We start from the raw sequence: 16,603 nt of genomic DNA on the forward strand, positions 1-16,603 counted from the left end.
GGCGCCCGGGGATCGGCGCCTGGGGATCGGCGCCTGGGGACTGGTGCCCGGGGATTGGCCGGGCGCCAGCGCCTGTGTTAGGACAACCTCCCGCAAAAAAGCACACAGCCGTGGAATGGGGGTCTTGGGGAATGACGCCGCTGATCGCTGGAAACTGGAAGATGAACGGCACGCTGGCCGAGGCCCGATCCCTGGCGCAGGAGGTGCTCGGCGGCGTGGACGGGCGCAGTCTGTCCTGCGAGCTGCTGGTCTGCCCGCCGTTCGTGCATCTCTCGGCTGTCGGTGATGCCCTCGGCCAGGGCATCGTGCGGCTTGGCGGGCAGGACTGCCATACGGCCGCGGCGGGCGCCCACACCGGTGATGTTTCGGCCGGCATGCTCCGCGACCTCGGTTGCGGCTACGTGGTTGTTGGCCATTCTGAGCGGCGGGCCGACCATGGCGAAGACAACGCCCTGGTGCGGGCGAAGGCCGAGGCGGCCCTGGCTGCCGGTCTGGTTCCCATCGTCTGCGTCGGGGAGACCCTGGAGGAGCGTTCGGCCGGTCAGGCTCTCGGCGTCATTGCGCGCCAGTTGAAGGGCTCGGTCCCGGTTGGCATGGCCGCCGAGCGGCTGGTCGTGGCGTACGAGCCGGTTTGGGCCATCGGCACCGGGCGGACCGCGACGCCGGGCGATGTGGCGGAGGTGCACGCCGAGGTGCGCAAGGTCCTTGGCGGCCTGGTGGGCGAGGGGGTCGAGCAAGTGCGCATCCTCTATGGCGGCTCGGTGAAGCCCGGCAACGCGGGCGAACTCCTGGCCCAGGAGAACGTCAACGGTGCGCTGGTCGGTGGCGCCAGCCTCAAAGCCGCAGATTTCCTGGCCATTGCCGGTGCCTGTCCGTAGGGTCACGATTGCCCGGGCCAGCCTGGAGTGCTGCGGCACAGCCGGCTTTTTTGCTGGTTTTTCGGGCCGGAAGCCATTACATAGCCGGCAATTCGGACGTCTGCCCATTGGGCTAAGGCGGCAGAGCCGCCGCGGGCCCCTGGCTGCCGGGCCCTCGCCGAACACTGGAATTCGAAGGCGCTGGTTTCAGCGAGCAAGCGATATGGAAAACGTACTCCTGGTCATCCACATTCTGATCGCCTTGGCCCTGATCGGGGTGGTGCTGCTTCAGCGCAGCGAAGGCGGCGGTCTGGGGATCGGCGGCGGCGGTGGCGGCGGCGGCCCCGGGGGCATGGGTGGCTTTCTGACCGGCCGCGGAACCGCCAACCTGCTGACCAGGACGACGGCCATCCTGGCGGCCTGCTTCATGGCCAGCAGCATCGTCCTGACCATCCTGGCCGGCGGCGACAGCGGGCAGCGCTCGATCTTCGACGACCCCGCGGCAGGACACGGCGGCATGTCCACGCCGGTTGCCCCGGCAGAGCCTGCGGCACCGACCGAGCCCTCGGTACCGACCCAGTAGAAGACCCGACCCAGCAAAAGACCTGCCCTGACAACAGACCGGAGCCGGCGTTTCGCCAAAGCTGGCCGGCTGTGGCTGCGACGAAAAGGCTCCGATCCGAACCTTCCCGGGACCGGCCCCCGGAACGATCCCGGCAACGATCCCGGGAACGCCGCCGCGCTGATCGAGGCATGCCGAGGTGCGACTCCATGGCGCTTTGCGCGCGCGCCGATCCGCACGGCGCCCAGAAACGGTTTTCAGCTTTGTTGCATGGGTGCCGCCGTTCGGCAGCGGCCCGCGGTTTTCAGGCCCTGCGGCACTGTCAGGGCCGCGGCCAGGACAAAGTGAAAACTTCTCTCCGGCGAGACTTGCTTCCCGCTCTCTGATCGTTCAATAGTGTTGGCCCATGGCGCGGTTCATCTTCATCACCGGCGGCGTGGTTTCCTCCCTCGGAAAAGGTCTCTGTTCCGCAGCGCTTGGAGCGCTTCTCCAGGCTCGCGGGTTCAAGGTTCGGCTGAGAAAGCTCGATCCCTACCTGAACGTGGATCCGGGAACCATGTCGCCCTATCAGCACGGCGAGGTCTACGTCACCGATGACGGGGCCGAAACCGATCTCGACCTCGGCCACTACGAGCGCTTCACCGGCGTGCCGGCACGCAAGAGCGACAATGTGACGACCGGGCAAATCTATTCCGACGTTCTGGCACGGGAACGGCGCGGCGACTACCTGGGCGCGACCGTCCAGGTGATCCCCCACGTCACCGACGCCATCAAGGCCTTCGTTCTCGGCGATCTGGCCGACGAGGATTTCGTGATCTGCGAGATCGGCGGCACCGTCGGCGACATCGAGGGCCTGCCGTTCCTAGAGGCGATCCGCCAGCTGGGCAACCAGTTGGGCCGGGAACGCAGTCTCTTCCTTCACTGTACGCTGATCCCCTACATCGCTGCCGCCGGCGAGCTGAAGACCAAACCGACACAGCACTCCGTCAAGGAACTGCAGTCCGTCGGTATCAAGCCCGACATCCTGGTCTGCCGCAGCGAACGCGAGATCCCCAAGGACGAGCGCCGCAAGATCGCGCTGTTCTGCAACGTGCGCGAGGAGGCGGTCATCCCCGCCCTGGATGTGCGTTCCATCTACGCCGTCCCGCGCGCCTATCACGAAGAGGGCCTTGACGACGAAGTCTGCCGCCACTTCGGCCTGGAGGTCGGGCAGCCGACGCTGGAGTCCTGGGACCAGGTGATGACGCGCGTCGACGAGCCGGACGGGGAAGTCACCATTGGCGTTGTCGGCAAGTATGTGAGCCTTCTGGACGCCTACAAATCCCTGGCGGAATCTCTCACACACGGCGGCATCGCCAACAACGTGCGGGTCAAGGTCTCCTGGCTGGACTCCGAGATCTTCGAGCGGGAGGGGACGACACAGCAGCTGGAAGGCGTGCACGGTATCCTGGTGCCGGGCGGCTTTGGCGAGCGCGGCGCGGAGGGCAAGATCGCTGCGGCGCGCTTTGCCCGGGAACACCAGGTGCCTTATTTCGGCATCTGCTTTGGCATGCAGATGGCCGTGATCGAAGCGGCCCGCAATCTGGCTGGCCTGCCACAGGCGGGCTCGACCGAGTTCGGACAGCCGGCGGATCCCGTGGTCGGCCTGATGACGGAATGGTCGCGCGGCAACGAGATCGAGCGGCGCAACAGCCGGAGCGACCTGGGGGGGACCATGCGCCTGGGCGCCTATCCCTGCCTGCTGAACGACAACAGCCGGGTTCGGTCCATCTACGGCGCGGACTCGATCAGCGAGCGCCATCGGCACCGCTATGAAGTGAACATCAACTACCGCGAAAAGCTGGAGCAGGCGGGCCTGTTGTTCTCCGGCCTGTCACCGGACGGCGAATTGCCGGAGATCGTCGAACTGCCGGACCATCCCTGGTTTGTCGGCGTGCAGTTCCACCCGGAGCTGAAGTCGAAGCCTTTCGCTCCGCATCCCTTGTTCACCTCGTTCGTCGAGGCCGCGGTGGAGCAGTCGCGTCTGGTCTAAGGCACCTGCTAAGGCTCCGTTTAAGGCTCGGCCGGTAAGCGGCCCCTACCGGCGACTTCTCGTGCTAGGCCGCATTGCGCTGATGGACCGTGCCGTGCAGCGCCTTGAGACGGCCCAGGACGTCGCGGGCGCCGGCCAGCGGCAGGCAGCTCGGCCCATCGCAAAGGGCCTTGTCCGGGTCCGGGTGAAACTCCAGGAACACACCGTCAGCACCGGCGGCGACCGCCGCGGCGGCGATGACCGGAACACCCTCACGCCGCCCGCCGGTGGAGACCCCGTCCGAGTCCGCCCGGGCCCCCGGAAGCTGAACCGCGTGGGTCGCGTCGATGGTGACCGGCACGCCCAGTTGCCGCATCGCCGGGATGCTCAGCATGTCGACCACCAGATTGTTGTAGCCGAAGGCGGTGCCGCGTTCGCAAAGGATGGTCAGGCCGGGTCCCGCGGCCTCTTCGATCTTCCTGAGAATACTGTGGCAGTCCCAAGGGGCGAGGAACTGCGCCTTCTTGACGTGCAGCAGCCCGCCCTTGGCCGCGGTCGCCTTGGCGGCGGCCACCACCAGGTCGGTCTGCCGGCAGAGGAAAGCCGGAATCTGGACAAGATCGGCCACAGCGGCTACGGCCTCGGCCTGATCCGCTTCGTGAATGTCCGTCGCGATCGGCAGGTTCTCGCGTTCCTTCACCGCCGCAAGGATCTCCAGCCCGGTCTCCAGACCGGGGCCGCGGAAGCTCTTGAACGAAGAGCGGTTGGCCTTGTCGAAGCTGGCTTTGAAGACCAACGGCAGACTCAACTCTGCGGTGATCTGCTTCAGTTCCTGGGCAGTCTCCAGGGCCAGACTGAGGTCCTCGAGGACATTGAGGCCGAGAATGCAGAACAGCGGCTGGCCGTCGCCAAGTGAAAGTCCCCATCGCTCCAGGGTGAGCTGCATCGTTATCGCCTCATCGCCGCCAATCCGGATTTGATCGGTCTCTGCAGAGCCGGCCGATCAGTGGAGGCAGCTTCATAGCCGCAGCCCTGCGTTATCGCAAGCCGGCGCGGAACCAACGCGGTCACAAACCGCGCCAACCAGCCAGCCGGCCAAGACGTTTCATCTCTGCGCCGCGGTTCCGCCGAACCCAAGCGGGTGGCCCTCTTCCGTTGAAGGGATGGGTGAAGGGATGGGTGAAGGGATGGGCTTGGACAAAAGACAGGCCATCGATAACTTAGAAATCTCTAATATAAAAAGCTCCTTGAAAGACAACCTCTACGCGAAACGACTAAGATCGATCTAAATTAATCAAAGATCCACTAATGACGTTTAGATTAGCAACAAAAGGAGAGGGTCAGTGATTGAGTGGGTGGAGCAATCTTGATCGGAGCTGGCCATGACCAAATTCAGTGTTTTTTCGTTCTTCGGGAACTTGAAGCTGCGCGCCAAGATCCTGGGGCTTGTCGGTGTGCTTTTGGCGATTATTGGTACCAACGCCGCCATTACGCTGTGGAAACTGGAAGAGATCGGCACTGAGATCGTCGATCTCGCGGAAGTTGATGTTCCCCTGACCAATCATGTCTCGACGCTGACTGCCGCACAGTTGGAGCAGGGCACCTATTTCGAGCGTGGTCTCCGCCTGGGTTCAATTATGCGCTCGCAGCCGAACGAGCAGGAGCACTACCTGAAGACCCGTGAGCGCTTCGACACGGTCAACGAGACCGCAGAAGAAGAGCTGCAAGCGGCCAAGGTCCTGGCTGCTGAGGGCGTTGCCACTGCGCACAGCGAAAAGCAGCTTACCGAGATGCAGAGCGTCGTCGAACAGCTGAACATTATCGAGAAGCACCATCATGAGTACGTTGCTCATGCCCGCGAAATCTTCACGCTGATCGACTCCGGTGAGCTTTATGCCATCGATGAGAAAGCTGCCACGGTGGAGGCCGAACAGGACGCCCTAACCAAAGAGTTGGAGCACCTGGCCGCAAAGCTGATCAGCTTCACCGAAGCTGCCGCCCTGAAGGCGGAGACAGACGAGAAGCGCGCCTTCGTCCTGCTGGCTGCCGTCTCCGGTATCGGTATCACCCTCGGCCTGGGTCTTGGCTGGTTCATGGCCAACGGGCTTTCGCGCCCGCTGAACCGGGCCGTCGGCACCGTGAAGGCACTGGCTGAAGGGGACACCTCGGTCGAGCTGAATGTCGACACCAAGGACGAGGTCGGCGAGCTGGCACAGACCATCGAGGTTTTCCGCCAGACGACGATCAAGGCCAACGAGCTGGCCGAGCGCCAGAAGGCCGAGGAAGAGCGTCAGAAGCGGCGCATGGAGCGCCAGGGCGAGCTGACGCGAGACTTTGACCAGCAGATTCAGGTCGTGCTGGAGACGGTTTCCTCCGCAGCCACCGAGATGCAGTCGACCGCAGGCTCCCTGACGTCGACGGCGGAGCGCACGTCCCAGCAGTCCAGCTCCGTCGCGGCGGCTTCGCAGGAGGCCTCCGCCAACGTTCAGACGGTGGCGGCCGCGGCCGAGGAGCTGTCCAACGCGATCGCCGAGATCAGCAACCAGGTGGCGCAGTCGACCTCCGTCGCCCAGGGTGCGGTGACCCAGGCCGATGCGGCGAACCAGGAGATGCAGGGCCTCGACGAGGCTGCCCAGCGGATCGGTGAGATCATGTCCCTGATCTCCGACATCGCCGAGCAAACCAACCTGCTGGCCCTGAACGCCACCATTGAGGCGGCGCGCGCCGGCGAAGCCGGCAAGGGCTTTGCCGTCGTCGCCAACGAGGTGAAGTCCCTGGCCAACCAGACCGCCAAGGCAACGGAAGACATCTCCCGCCAGATCGGCGAGATGCAGGAAGCCACCGGCGGCGCCGTCGACAAGATCAAGGAGATCGCCACCACGATCACCAGCATCAACGAGATCTCCACCAGCATCGCCTCGGCGGTCGAGGAGCAGACCGCCGCGACCCAGGAGATCGCGCGCAACGTCGAGCAGGCGGCCGCCGGCACGGCGGAGGTCGACAAGAACGTTGCCGGTGTCTCTCAGGCGGCGGAAGAAACCGGCAGTTCCGCAAAGGACGTTCAGGACGCTGCCAACGAGCTGTCCCGCCAGGCGGACTCCATGAAAACCAATGTCCAGGGCTTCCTCGACGGTATCCGTCAATTGGACGAGGAAAAAGCGGCCTAGCGCCAGCCCGCGGCCCGGGCCGCGGGAGCCCGATCAAGAGAGGCGGCGGATGCCTTAGGTGTCCGCCGCCTGTCTTTTCGGGGTTCCATTTTCTGCGGGAAATCTCCTCCAAAACCCTGTATCCATCCGCGCGGGGCAGCGCCCGCCCAGGGGTGCACCCTGGGAGACGGATGCAGGAAACGGAAGACGAGAGGACCGCAGGACCCATGACGGCAATCATCGACATCAGAGGCAGGGAGATCCTGGACTCCCGCGGCAATCCGACCGTGGAGGTCGACGTGACCCTGGAAAACGGCGCCTTCGGCCGCGCCGCCGTGCCCTCCGGCGCCTCGACCGGCGCGCATGAGGCCGTCGAGCTGCGCGACGGCGACCAGGGCCGCTACGGCGGCAAGGGCGTTCTTGCGGCCGTTGAAGCCGTCAATCACGAGATCTTCGATGTGCTCTCCGGCCTGGAGGCCGAAGATCAGGTGCACATCGACCAGACCATGATCGATCTCGACGAGACCACCAACAAGGGCCGTCTGGGCGCCAACGCTATTCTCGGCGTTTCCCTGGCCGTCGCCAAAGCGGCGGCGGAGGAGGCGGGTCTGCCGCTCTACCGTTATGTCGGTGGCAGCTATGCCCGGACCCTGCCGGTGCCGATGATGAACATCATCAACGGCGGTGCCCATGCCGACAATCCCATCGACATCCAGGAATTCATGATCATGCCGGTCGGGGCCGACACCCTGGCGGAGGGCGTGCGCATGGGCTCGGAGATCTTTCATGCCCTGCGCAAGGGCCTGAAGGACGCCGGCCACAACACCAATGTGGGCGACGAGGGCGGCTTCGCGCCGAACCTGGCGTCCACCGACGAGGCCTTGGGGTTTGTCGCCCGGGCCACGGAGGCCGCAGGCTACAGCCTGGGCGACGACGTGGTTCTGGCCCTCGACTGTGCCTCCACGGAGTACTTCAAAGCGGGCAAGTACGAGTTGGAAGGCGAGGGCAAGAGCCTCGACCCCGGCGCCATGGTGGACTATCTCGTCGCGCTCTGCGGCCGCTATCCCATCGCCTCCATCGAAGATGGCATGGCCGAGGACGACTGGGAGGGCTGGAAGCTGCTGACCGATGCCCTGGGCGAGCGGGTGCAGCTCGTCGGCGACGACCTCTTCGTCACCAATCCGGTGCGCCTGCGCGACGGCATCGAGAAGGGCGTTGCCAACTCGATCCTCGTCAAGGTGAACCAGATCGGCACCCTCTCCGAGACCCTTGAGGCCGTGGACACGGCCCACAAGGCGGCCTACACCGCCGTTATGTCGCATCGCTCCGGGGAGACGGAGGACGCCACCATCGCCGACCTGGCGGTGGCCACCAACTGCGGCCAGATCAAGACCGGGTCGCTCTCCCGTTCCGACCGGCTGGCCAAGTACAACCAACTCATCCGGATCGAGGAAGAACTCGGCACCAGCGCGGTCTACGCCGGACGCGTGGTGGGAACCGAGTGATCCGCCGCGGCGGCCGCGCCGTTGGGGGCGGCGGAGAAGAGTCCAAAACGAGTCCAAAGACGGAACACCTGGGCGGCCGGACTCTTTCCTGAATCTATTTGGAATCCTTGAGTCTTTTTTGCTTGACCGGGCGAATCGCGGTGTGATTCGCTGCCGGTCATGCGCTTGCTCAGAGAGATCAAGACCCGCGCCAGATCGGCGGTGCCCCAGGTCCTCGCGGCCTGCATGGTCGCTTACTTCGCCTATCACGCAATGAACGGCGACCGGGGCTTCTATGCCTGGATCATGCTGAAGCAGGAGCAGGCCCAGGTGATGGCCACGGCGGACAGCCTGCAGGACGAGCGCCGGCAGCTGGAGCGGCGTGTCGCGCTGCTGCGGGGCGCGACCCTGGACCCCGACCTCCTGGAAGAGCGCGCGCAAGCAATCTTGAATTACGGGGCGGAGCGGGATCATGTTATCTTCCTGGAACCCGCCCTGCAGCGCCGCCCGGCGCCCTGACGTCTGACCGGAAGAGCCGCCTCCTTTGGTCTTAACGTATATTGTGTTAATTCATAATTATGCAATATACTTCAATAGATTAACCAAGATTGCATCCCTACATCTGTTGCGCTAAGCTGCGCCGGCAATCCGGCGGAGATAAACCGCCTTTGACCCCTTTGCGCAACGCAGGGAGCCCCCTATGGCAAGCACCAAAGCGACAGCGTCGCGCGGCGGCGGGAAACGCAAAGCCGCCGCGGCACCGATCAAGGTTTCGGTCGAGGATCTCCAGAGTTATTACCGCGACATGTTGCTGATCCGCCGCTTTGAGGAGAAGGCGGGACAGATGTACGGCATGGGCCTGATCGGGGGCTTCTGCCATCTCTATATCGGCCAGGAAGCGGTCGTGGTGGGCGTTCAGGCGGCCATGGGGCCACTGGATACCGTGCTGACCTCCTACCGGGACCATGCCCACATGCTGGCCTGCGGCATGGACCCCAAGGGCGTGATGGCCGAACTGACCGGCCGCAGCGGCGGGTATTCCAAGGGCAAGGGCGGCTCGATGCACATGTTCAGCCGCGAGGAGCGCTTCTTCGGCGGCCACGGGATCGTCGGCGCCCAGGTGCCGCTGGGCACCGGCTTCGCCTTCGCCCACCGCTATCTCGAGGAAGACGCGGTTTCGATCACCTATCTCGGCGACGGCGCGCTTAATCAGGGCCAGGTCTATGAGTCCTTCAACATGGCCGCGCTCTGGTCGTTGCCGGCGGTCTACGTGATCGAGAACAACAAATACGGCATGGGCACCTCCATCGAGCGTTCCTCGGCCAAGAGCACCGAGCTCTACAACCGCGGCCAGGCCTACGGCATTCCGGGTCTGCAGGTGGACGGCATGGACGTGCTGGCGGTCCGCGAGGCGGCGGAGAAGGCGCTTGGGCATGCCCGCTCCGGCAAGGGGCCCTTCATCATGGAAATGCTGACCTACCGCTACCGCGGGCATTCCATGTCCGATCCCGCCAAATACCGCTCGAAGGAAGAGGTGCAGAAGGTCCGCCAGGAGCGCGACCCCATCGAGCGGCTGCGCGGCATCATGATCGAGCGCAAGGTGATGGACGAGGATCGTCTGAAGGCTTTGGACAAGGAGGTGAAGGCCATCGTCTCCGAGGCGGCGGATTTCGCCCAGACCAGTCCCGAGCCCGATCCGAGCGAACTCTACACCGACGTTTACGTCTAAGGCTTCAAGACAGCTCCGGCTCCGCGCGGCGGCGCTGCCGCTCCGGCCACCGGATGCACTCTCCCGGGAGGGACCATGCCAATCGAAGTACTCATGCCGGCACTCTCGCCGACCATGACCGAGGGGAAGCTGGCCAAGTGGCTGAAGCAGGAAGGGGACGAGGTCTCCTCCGGCGACATCCTGGCGGAAATCGAAACCGACAAGGCAACCATGGAGGTCGAGGCTGTGGACGAGGGCGTCCTCGGCAAGATCATGGTTGCGGAAGGCACCGAAGAGGTGCCGGTCAACCAGGTGATCGCCGTCCTCCTGGAGGATGGTGAAGACGCTTCGGCCATCACCGTATCCGCAGCGCCCCCGCCGGCCCCGGCTGCCGCACCGGAAGCGCCGGCAGCCGAGGCCCCGCCGGCCGCAGCGCCGGTCGCGGCGGCGCCCCCGATGGCAACCCCGGCGGCCGCCGAGCCCGAGTGGACCGGCGCGACCGTCACCCAGACCGTGCGCGAAGCGCTGCGCGACGCGATGGCCGAGGAGATGCGCACCGACAGCCGCGTCTTCCTGATGGGCGAGGAGGTCGCCGAGTACCAGGGCGCCTACAAGGTCAGTCAGGGCCTACTGGACGAGTTCGGCGCCCGGCGCGTGGTTGACACGCCGATCACCGAGCACGGCTTCGCGGGACTCGGCGTCGGCGCCGCCATGTACGGTCTGCGTCCCATCGTCGAGTTCATGACCTTCAACTTCGCCATGCAGGCGATCGACCAGATCCTCAACTCCGCCGCCAAGACGCACTACATGTCCGGCGGCCAGATCTCTTCGCCCATGGTCTTCCGCGGACCCAACGGCGCGGCGGCACGGGTCGCGGCCCAGCACTCCCAGTGCTATGCCTCCTGGTATGCCCATGTGCCCGGCCTGAAGGTGGTCTCGCCCTATTCGGCAGCCGACGCCAAGGGACTGCTGAAGTCGGCGATCCGCGACGACAATCCGGTGATCTTCCTGGAGAACGAGATCCTCTACGGGCAGAGCTTCGACGTGCCGGACAGCCCCGACTGGACGGTGCCCATCGGCAAGGCGCGCATCGCCCGGCCCGGCAAGGACGTCACCATCACCGCCTTCTCCATCATGGTGGGCAAGGCCCTGGAGGCGGCGGAGACCCTGGCTGCCGAAGGCATCGATGCCGAGGTCATCGATCTGCGCAGCCTGCGGCCCCTCGACACCGAGACCATCATCGCCTCGGTGCAGAAGACCAACCGCCTGGTGAACTGCGAGGAAGGCTGGGGCTACGCCGGCATCGGCTCCGAGGTCGCCTCCGTCGTCATGGAGCAGGCCTTCGACTGGCTCGATGCACCGGTGAAGCGGGTCTACGGCGCCGACGTGCCGATGCCCTATGCCGCCAATCTGGAGGCCCTGGCCCTGCCGCAGGCGCACGATATCGTCGCCGGCGCCAAAGAAGTCTGCTACCGCAGCTAGGCTGGCGGAAGAGGGAACGAAGATATGCCGATCAATATCCTCATGCCGGCGCTCTCGCCGACCATGACCGAAGGCACCCTGGCCAAATGGCTGGTGAAAGAAGGCGACGAGATCGCCTCCGGCGACGTCATCGCCGAGATCGAAACCGACAAGGCAACCATGGAAGTGGAGGCCGTCGACGAAGGCACCCTGGGCAAGATCCTGGTCGCCGAAGGCACCGAGGCGGTGCCGGTGAACCAGGTCATCGCTGTGGTGCTTGAAGACGGCGAAGATGCCTCGGCCATCAGCGAGGCACCTGCCGCGCCGCCGCCGGCTGCCGCACCCGCGGAAGTGCCTGCACCGGCGCCTGCATCTGGGCCCGCGGCCGGCACCAACGGTGCTGCGCCGCCGCCTGCTGCTGCCGCGGCCGCTCCGGTTCCGGCCGCAGCCCCTGCTGGGGAGGGCGCGCGCATCTTCGCGAGCCCGCTGGCCAAGCGCATCGCCAAGGAACGCGGCGTCGATCTCGCCACGGTCCGCGGCAGCGGCCCGCACGGGCGCATCGTCAAGGCCGATGTCGAGGCCGCACCGGTGGGCGCGGCGGCTCCCGCTGCCGCTCCGGCAGCCGCGCCGGCCGCAAAGACCCCGGCTGCGCCGGCGCCCAGCGGCCCCGGCGCCAAGGAGATGGCGGACCTCCTGGGCATGGCCTACACGCAAGAGCCGCTCAGCAGCATGCGCAAGGTCATCGCCAAGCGCCTGACCGAGTCCAAGCAGCAGGTGCCGCACTTCTACCTGACGGTCGACTGCCAGGTGGACGAGCTGCTGAAGGTCCGCAAGGAACTGAACGGCCGTTCCGACGAATACAAGATATCGGTGAACGATTTCGTCATCCGCGCGGTCGCCCTGGCGTTGAAGAAGGTGCCGGCGGCCAATGCTTCCTACGACGACTCAGGCCTGCTGTTCTACGAGCACGCCGACGTCTCCGTGGCCGTGGCGACGCCGAGCGGGCTGATCACGCCGATCATCAAGGCGGCGGAAGGCAAGGGTCTGGCCACCATCGCCAACGAGATGAAGGACCTGGCCGCGCGGGCCCGCGAGGGCAAGCTGGCGCCCGAGGAGTATCAGGGCGGGACCTTCTCGGTCTCCAACCTCGGCATGTTCGGCATCAAGGACTTCTCTGCCGTCATCAATCCGCCCCAGGGCTGCATTCTCGCGGTGGGCGCGGGCGAACAGCGTCCGGTGGTGAAGGACGGCGCCCTCTCGGTGGCCACGGTCATGAGCTGCACGCTCTCGGTCGACCACCGGGTGGTAGACGGCGCCGTCGGCGCCGAGTTCCTGGCCGCCTTCAAGAAGCTGATCGAAGATCCGCTGTCGATGCTGCTGTAGCGGCCATCGCTCTGCACTGGAAGGGATAGCCCCATGCGACGCCTGCCGGTCCTGCTGCTTGTCGTCTCGCTTGTCGTGCCGTCCCTGGCCCGCGCCGACGCGGCAGCGGTCGATCAGAGTTTCCAGGCCTACAGAACGGCGATTATGGCATCGGACGGGGCGAAAGCCGCGGCCGTCGTGACGCAGGGCTCGCACGATCTCTATCGCCAGTATGCCGATCAGGCTCTCACCCTCGATCGCAGCGGCTTGAATGCCCTGCATGTCATGGACCGCACCAACGTCCTGCTGCTGCGTCACAGCCTCGACCGGCCGCGCATGGAGACTATGAGCGGAGAGGAGATCATCGCCTTTGCCGTGGACCAGGGCTGGATCGGCAAGGAGGGCGCAGAACGCCTGCAGCTCGGCGACTACGCGGTTGCGGGCGACGCCGCGACGGGAACGGTCCTGGCCGCGGACGGCAGAAGGACATCCTTCCAGCTCCAGTTCCTGAAGGAAGCGGAGCGCTGGCGCTTGGACCTTGTCAGCATGCTGAACATCACGCGCACCGCCATCGAGTATTCGGTAAAGCAGTCGGGCATGACCGAGGATGAGTTTCTGTTCCTGGTGCTTGAAATCAGCACCGGCCGCAAGGCCGGCCCGGAAATCTGGAACCCGCCGTCATGAGACCACGCCTCTGGCTCGCGACCTTGTTGATCGGGTTGCTGCCCGGTGTCGCGCTTGCCGAGCCGGCGGCGGTGGCCGAGAGCTTTGACGCCTACAAGCAGGCGCTGGTGGAAGGCGACGGAACAGCAGCCTCGAGGCTCACGGCCTCCGACACCCATGCCTTTCTGGCGCAGACACTCGACCGGGCGCTGACCATGGAGGAAGCGGAACTGCGGGCGCTGCCGCTGCTGGACCAGATCTCGGTGCTGATGCTTCGCCACAACATGACGGGCGATCAACTGCGCGCCATGACGGAAAGTGACCCGGTGGCCTATGCGGTGGACCAGCAGGCCTTCGACATGGAGGAGGTGCAGAAGCTGACGGCGGAGCCCTTCAGCGTGAACGGCACCCAGGCCCAGGCGTCGCTGTCCAACCTCAAGGGCTCGCCGATCCCGGTCACCGTGCATTTCAAGGAGGAGCAGGGCACCTGGCGCTTCGACCTGCTGTCCTCCATCGCGCCCTTCCGTGCGGTCTTCGATACCCAGGCCGGGCTGCTGTCCAAGCTGCAGACCAAGGACGGCAAGGGCGGGGCGGTACCGCTGATCATTCATCTCATCACCGGGCGCGCGCCCGATGCGAACATCTGGAACCCGCCGGGCTGATCCGGCGTTTGGAGGGTACTGTGGCTGATACGAACTTCGATCTGGTTGTCGTCGGCGGCGGGCCGGGCGGCTATGTGGCGGCGATCCGCGCCGCGCAGCTCAAGATGAAGGTCTGCGTCGTCGAGCGGGAGCATCTGGGCGGCATCTGCCTGAACTGGGGCTGCATACCGACCAAGGCGCTCCTGCGCTCGGCCGAGATCTATCACTACATGCAGCACGCCGATGCCTATGGGCTCTCCGCCAACGGCGTCGGCTTCGACCTCGGCAAGGTGGTGCAGCGCTCGCGCGCCGTCTCCAAGCAGCTCAACGGCGGCGTCGGCCACCTTCTGAAGAAGAACAAGGTGACGGTGATCGACGGCGAGGCCAAGCTGAACGGCCCGGGTAAGCTGAGCGTCTCCAAGGACGGCAAGAAGATCAGCGACCTGACGGCGCCGCACATCATCCTGGCGACCGGCGCGCGTCCGCGCGCTCTGCCGGGGATCGAGCCGGACAAGAAGCTGATCTGGACCTATTTCGAGGCCATGGTGCCGGAGACCATGCCCAAGAGCCTGCTCGTTATCGGCTCGGGCGCCATCGGCATCGAGTTCGCCTCCTTCTTCCGGTCCATGGGGTCCGATGTGACTGTCGTCGAGGTGATGCCGCAGGTCATGCCGGTGGAGGACGAGGAGATTTCCAAGCATGCCCGCAAGCAGTTCGAGAAGCAGGGCATCAAGATCATGACCGAGACAAAGGTGACAGCGGTGAAGAAGAACGGCGACAACGTCACCGCAACCATCGAGGACAAGGCCGGCAAGACCTCCCAACTCACCGTCGACCGGGTGATCTCCGCCGTCGGCGTGCAGGGCAACATTGAGAACATCGGCCTGGAAACCACCAAGGTCAAAACCGACCGCGGCTGCATCGTCATCGACGAGTACGGCCGCACGGCCGAGCCCGGCATCTATGCCATCGGCGATGTGGCGGGCCCGCCCATGCTGGCCCACAAGGCCGAGCACGAGGGCGTGATCTGCGTCGAGAAGATCGCCGGCCTCAACGACGTCCATCCGATGAAGAAGGAGCAGATCCCCGGCTGCACCTACTGCAACCCTCAGGTCGCCAGCGTCGGCCTGACCGAAAAGCGCGCCAAGGAGGCCGGCCACGACATCAAGGTCGGGCGCTTCCCCTTCATCGGCAACGGCAAGGCCATCGCCCTGGGCGAGCCGGAGGGCATGGTGAAGACCATCTTCGACGCCAAGACCGGCCAGCTTCTGGGTGCCCATATGGTCGGCGCCGAGGTGACCGAGCTGATTCAGGGCTACGTGGTGGCCATGGGACTGGAGACGACGGAGGCGGAGCTGATGCACACCGTCTTCCCGCACCCGACCCTCTCGGAAATGATGCACGAGTCGGTCCTTGATGCCTACGACCGTGTCATCCATATGTAGTAATTAGAAATGTGGACCGTTCAAGACAGCGAAATCCTAAGGAATTACGCTATTGTATTTGGAGGGATTTTGGGGATCGGCATTGCTTGGTGGCGCGGCTTGGCGGCGAGCCGTCAAGCGAAGTCATCTTCCGATCAGGTCGAGATTTCCAGAAGGGATCACATTTCTGAGCTTTTCTCGAAATCCATAGAACAGCTGTCCAATCAACGCGCCGACATTCGGTTGGGAGCTGTTTACACGTTAAAGCGAATAGGTGAAGAATTCCCTGAATATAAAACACCAGTCGCTAACGTATTTTCATTCTTTATAAGAAATACTTCGATTGCGGATCAAGACGAACCGGGTGGTATAAGTAAAGATGTTGCGGAGGCGCTAGATTATTTATGGCAGGTGACGGAGCCGGTGCGCGACTAAGGAGAGCATGGTGACTGTTGTTGAATCTGCTGCAAAGGGCTTGTCGCATACGCAGGAGATAATCATAGATCTCCGTGGTGCGAAGCTGCCCGGGGCTTACCTTCCTGGGGCAAACTTCGTCAAAGGTCGGTTGTCCGAAGCCGACCTTCGTGAGGCCAACCTGAGCAAAGCGCTTCTCACCGACGCTGATTTCCAAAAGGCTAATTTGCGAGGGGCAAACCTAGCTGGTGCCAATTTGCGAGGGGCAAATCTTTCTGGTGCAAACCTTAGTGGTGCAAGTTTGGAAGGCGCGGATTTGACCGGGGCTGACTTAAGTGGCACCGATCTTTCAGAAGTGGACCTTCGAAACGTCACTTTGACATCAGCAAGATTGGAGCCTGGGAGCCTCCGAGGGGCGAAAATCCAGGGAGTGAATGTATCTAGTTCAGAGCATTTGTCAGGGTACATTCTAGCGGAAGCGAGATCTGATAAGACAACAAGGTTCTCTGCGCGCCAGCTAAAAGAAATAATGGAAAGAGTTCGCTTTGAGGCGGATCAAGAAGAGGATGCACTTGCGGCTCGGTATGCACTCCGCAGGGAGCCAGAGAAAAACAGGAACGAAGATGACTGATGCTCACCGGGTCCGCCATCCTGAGAAGGCCCACAAGCCGGACCAGGAGGTGAAGCGCAAGCCGGCCTGGATCCGGGTCAAGGCGCCGGTCTCCAAGGAGTACCACGCGACCCGCCAGATCGTGCGCGACCACAAGCTGAACACGGTCTGCGAGGAGGCGGCCTGCCCCAACATCGGGGAGTGCTGGGCCCAGCGCCACGCCACCATGATGATCATGGGGGAGATCTGCACCCGCGCCT

At 64.4% G+C, this 16,603-nt stretch carries 15 protein-coding genes and 1 pseudogene; 15 read left to right on the forward strand and 1 reads right to left on the reverse strand.

Features of this window, described 5'->3' with window-relative positions; genetic code table 11:
- The first annotated feature begins 131 nt into the window (after positions 1-131).
- From tpiA to Q0982_RS21205, 3 genes are all read left to right on the forward strand, one after another.
- On the forward strand, positions 132-878 hold the full coding sequence (tpiA, locus tag Q0982_RS21195; RefSeq protein WP_299399452.1) for a triose-phosphate isomerase: 747 nt from the start codon (positions 132-134) through the stop codon (positions 876-878).
- Positions 879-1,080: 202 nt separating this feature from the next.
- On the forward strand, positions 1,081-1,440 hold the full coding sequence (gene secG / locus Q0982_RS21200; protein WP_299399453.1) for a preprotein translocase subunit SecG: 360 nt from the start codon (positions 1,081-1,083) through the stop codon (positions 1,438-1,440).
- A gap of 385 nt (positions 1,441-1,825) precedes the next feature.
- Entirely contained in the window at positions 1,826-3,451 is a 1,626-nt protein-coding gene (locus Q0982_RS21205; protein WP_299399456.1) for a CTP synthase, read from the forward strand.
- Between the two features lie 64 nt (positions 3,452-3,515).
- Here Q0982_RS21205 and kdsA read toward each other — a convergent pair whose 3' ends face one another.
- Positions 3,516-4,376 (reverse strand): 3-deoxy-8-phosphooctulonate synthase, encoded by an 861-nt coding sequence (gene kdsA / locus Q0982_RS21210; protein ID WP_299399459.1) that lies wholly within the window; start codon positions 4,374-4,376, stop codon positions 3,516-3,518.
- Positions 4,377-4,812: 436 nt separating this feature from the next.
- Here kdsA and Q0982_RS21215 point away from each other — a divergent pair, with 436 nt between their 5' ends.
- The 12 genes and pseudogenes from Q0982_RS21215 to Q0982_RS21270 all read left to right on the forward strand — a co-directional run.
- On the forward strand, positions 4,813-6,597 hold the full coding sequence (locus Q0982_RS21215; RefSeq protein WP_299399462.1) for a methyl-accepting chemotaxis protein: 1,785 nt from the start codon (positions 4,813-4,815) through the stop codon (positions 6,595-6,597).
- A 206-nt stretch (positions 6,598-6,803) separates the two neighbouring features.
- The gene (gene eno, locus Q0982_RS21220) at positions 6,804-8,081 is read left to right on the forward strand and encodes a phosphopyruvate hydratase (protein ID WP_299399465.1); all 1,278 of its coding nucleotides are present in this window, start codon (positions 6,804-6,806) and stop codon (positions 8,079-8,081) included.
- 159 nt (positions 8,082-8,240) lie between these two features.
- A complete protein-coding gene (locus Q0982_RS21225) occupies positions 8,241-8,579 on the forward strand; it encodes a septum formation initiator family protein (protein WP_299399467.1) in 339 nt (112 codons plus the stop codon).
- 181 nt (positions 8,580-8,760) lie between these two features.
- Entirely contained in the window at positions 8,761-9,789 is a 1,029-nt protein-coding gene (gene pdhA / locus Q0982_RS21230; protein ID WP_299399468.1) for a pyruvate dehydrogenase (acetyl-transferring) E1 component subunit alpha, read from the forward strand.
- A gap of 75 nt (positions 9,790-9,864) precedes the next feature.
- Positions 9,865-11,250, forward strand: a complete 1,386-nt coding sequence (locus Q0982_RS21235; RefSeq protein ID WP_299399470.1) for a pyruvate dehydrogenase complex E1 component subunit beta — start codon at positions 9,865-9,867, stop codon at positions 11,248-11,250.
- A 24-nt stretch (positions 11,251-11,274) separates the two neighbouring features.
- Positions 11,275-12,612 carry a pyruvate dehydrogenase complex dihydrolipoamide acetyltransferase gene (locus Q0982_RS21240; protein ID WP_299399472.1) on the forward strand — a complete coding sequence of 446 codons (1,338 nt, stop codon included), beginning with the start codon at positions 11,275-11,277 and terminating at the stop codon, positions 12,610-12,612.
- 33 nt (positions 12,613-12,645) lie between these two features.
- On the forward strand, positions 12,646-13,275 hold the full coding sequence (locus tag Q0982_RS21245; RefSeq protein ID WP_299399474.1) for a hypothetical protein: 630 nt from the start codon (positions 12,646-12,648) through the stop codon (positions 13,273-13,275).
- Complete coding sequence (locus tag Q0982_RS21250; protein WP_299399476.1) at positions 13,272-13,916, forward strand: hypothetical protein; 645 nt, start codon at positions 13,272-13,274, stop codon at positions 13,914-13,916. Before Q0982_RS21245 ends, Q0982_RS21250 begins: the two co-directional genes overlap by 4 nt.
- Positions 13,917-13,936: 20 nt before the next feature.
- Complete coding sequence (gene lpdA, locus Q0982_RS21255) at positions 13,937-15,340, forward strand: dihydrolipoyl dehydrogenase (protein WP_299399478.1); 1,404 nt, start codon at positions 13,937-13,939, stop codon at positions 15,338-15,340.
- Between the two features lie 9 nt (positions 15,341-15,349).
- Positions 15,350-15,754: a hypothetical protein gene (locus Q0982_RS21260; RefSeq protein WP_299399480.1), complete on the forward strand. Its 405-nt coding sequence runs from the start codon at positions 15,350-15,352 to the stop codon at positions 15,752-15,754.
- A gap of 7 nt (positions 15,755-15,761) precedes the next feature.
- Positions 15,762-16,364: a pentapeptide repeat-containing protein gene (locus Q0982_RS21265; protein WP_299399482.1), complete on the forward strand. Its 603-nt coding sequence runs from the start codon at positions 15,762-15,764 to the stop codon at positions 16,362-16,364.
- A pseudogene (locus Q0982_RS21270) lies at positions 16,357-16,603 on the forward strand (lipoyl synthase); the annotation flags it as partial. The gene Q0982_RS21265 and the pseudogene Q0982_RS21270, both read left to right, overlap by 8 nt.

This window comes from Pelagibius sp., from assembly GCF_028281305.1.
Classification (GTDB): Bacteria; Pseudomonadota; Alphaproteobacteria; order Kiloniellales; family Kiloniellaceae; genus Pelagibius.

Bases quoted from the DNA above. Each gene is read 5' to 3' on its own strand.
- tpiA (WP_299399452.1), top strand. From the start codon at position 132: ATGACGCCGCTGATCGCTGGAAACTGGAAGATGAACGGCACGCTGGCC.
- secG (WP_299399453.1), top strand. From the start codon at position 1,081: ATGGAAAACGTACTCCTGGTCATCCACATTCTGATCGCCTTGGCCCTG.
- Q0982_RS21205 (WP_299399456.1), top strand. From the start codon at position 1,826: ATGGCGCGGTTCATCTTCATCACCGGCGGCGTGGTTTCCTCCCTCGGA.
- kdsA (WP_299399459.1), bottom strand. From the start codon at position 4,376: ATGCAGCTCACCCTGGAGCGATGGGGACTTTCACTTGGCGACGGCCAG.
- Q0982_RS21215 (WP_299399462.1), top strand. From the start codon at position 4,813: ATGACCAAATTCAGTGTTTTTTCGTTCTTCGGGAACTTGAAGCTGCGC.
- eno (WP_299399465.1), top strand. From the start codon at position 6,804: ATGACGGCAATCATCGACATCAGAGGCAGGGAGATCCTGGACTCCCGC.
- Q0982_RS21225 (WP_299399467.1), top strand. From the start codon at position 8,241: ATGCGCTTGCTCAGAGAGATCAAGACCCGCGCCAGATCGGCGGTGCCC.
- pdhA (WP_299399468.1), top strand. From the start codon at position 8,761: ATGGCAAGCACCAAAGCGACAGCGTCGCGCGGCGGCGGGAAACGCAAA.
- Q0982_RS21235 (WP_299399470.1), top strand. From the start codon at position 9,865: ATGCCAATCGAAGTACTCATGCCGGCACTCTCGCCGACCATGACCGAG.
- Q0982_RS21240 (WP_299399472.1), top strand. From the start codon at position 11,275: ATGCCGATCAATATCCTCATGCCGGCGCTCTCGCCGACCATGACCGAA.
- Q0982_RS21245 (WP_299399474.1), top strand. From the start codon at position 12,646: ATGCGACGCCTGCCGGTCCTGCTGCTTGTCGTCTCGCTTGTCGTGCCG.
- Q0982_RS21250 (WP_299399476.1), top strand. From the start codon at position 13,272: ATGAGACCACGCCTCTGGCTCGCGACCTTGTTGATCGGGTTGCTGCCC.
- Q0982_RS21260 (WP_299399480.1), top strand. From the start codon at position 15,350: ATGTGGACCGTTCAAGACAGCGAAATCCTAAGGAATTACGCTATTGTA.
- Q0982_RS21265 (WP_299399482.1), top strand. From the start codon at position 15,762: ATGGTGACTGTTGTTGAATCTGCTGCAAAGGGCTTGTCGCATACGCAG.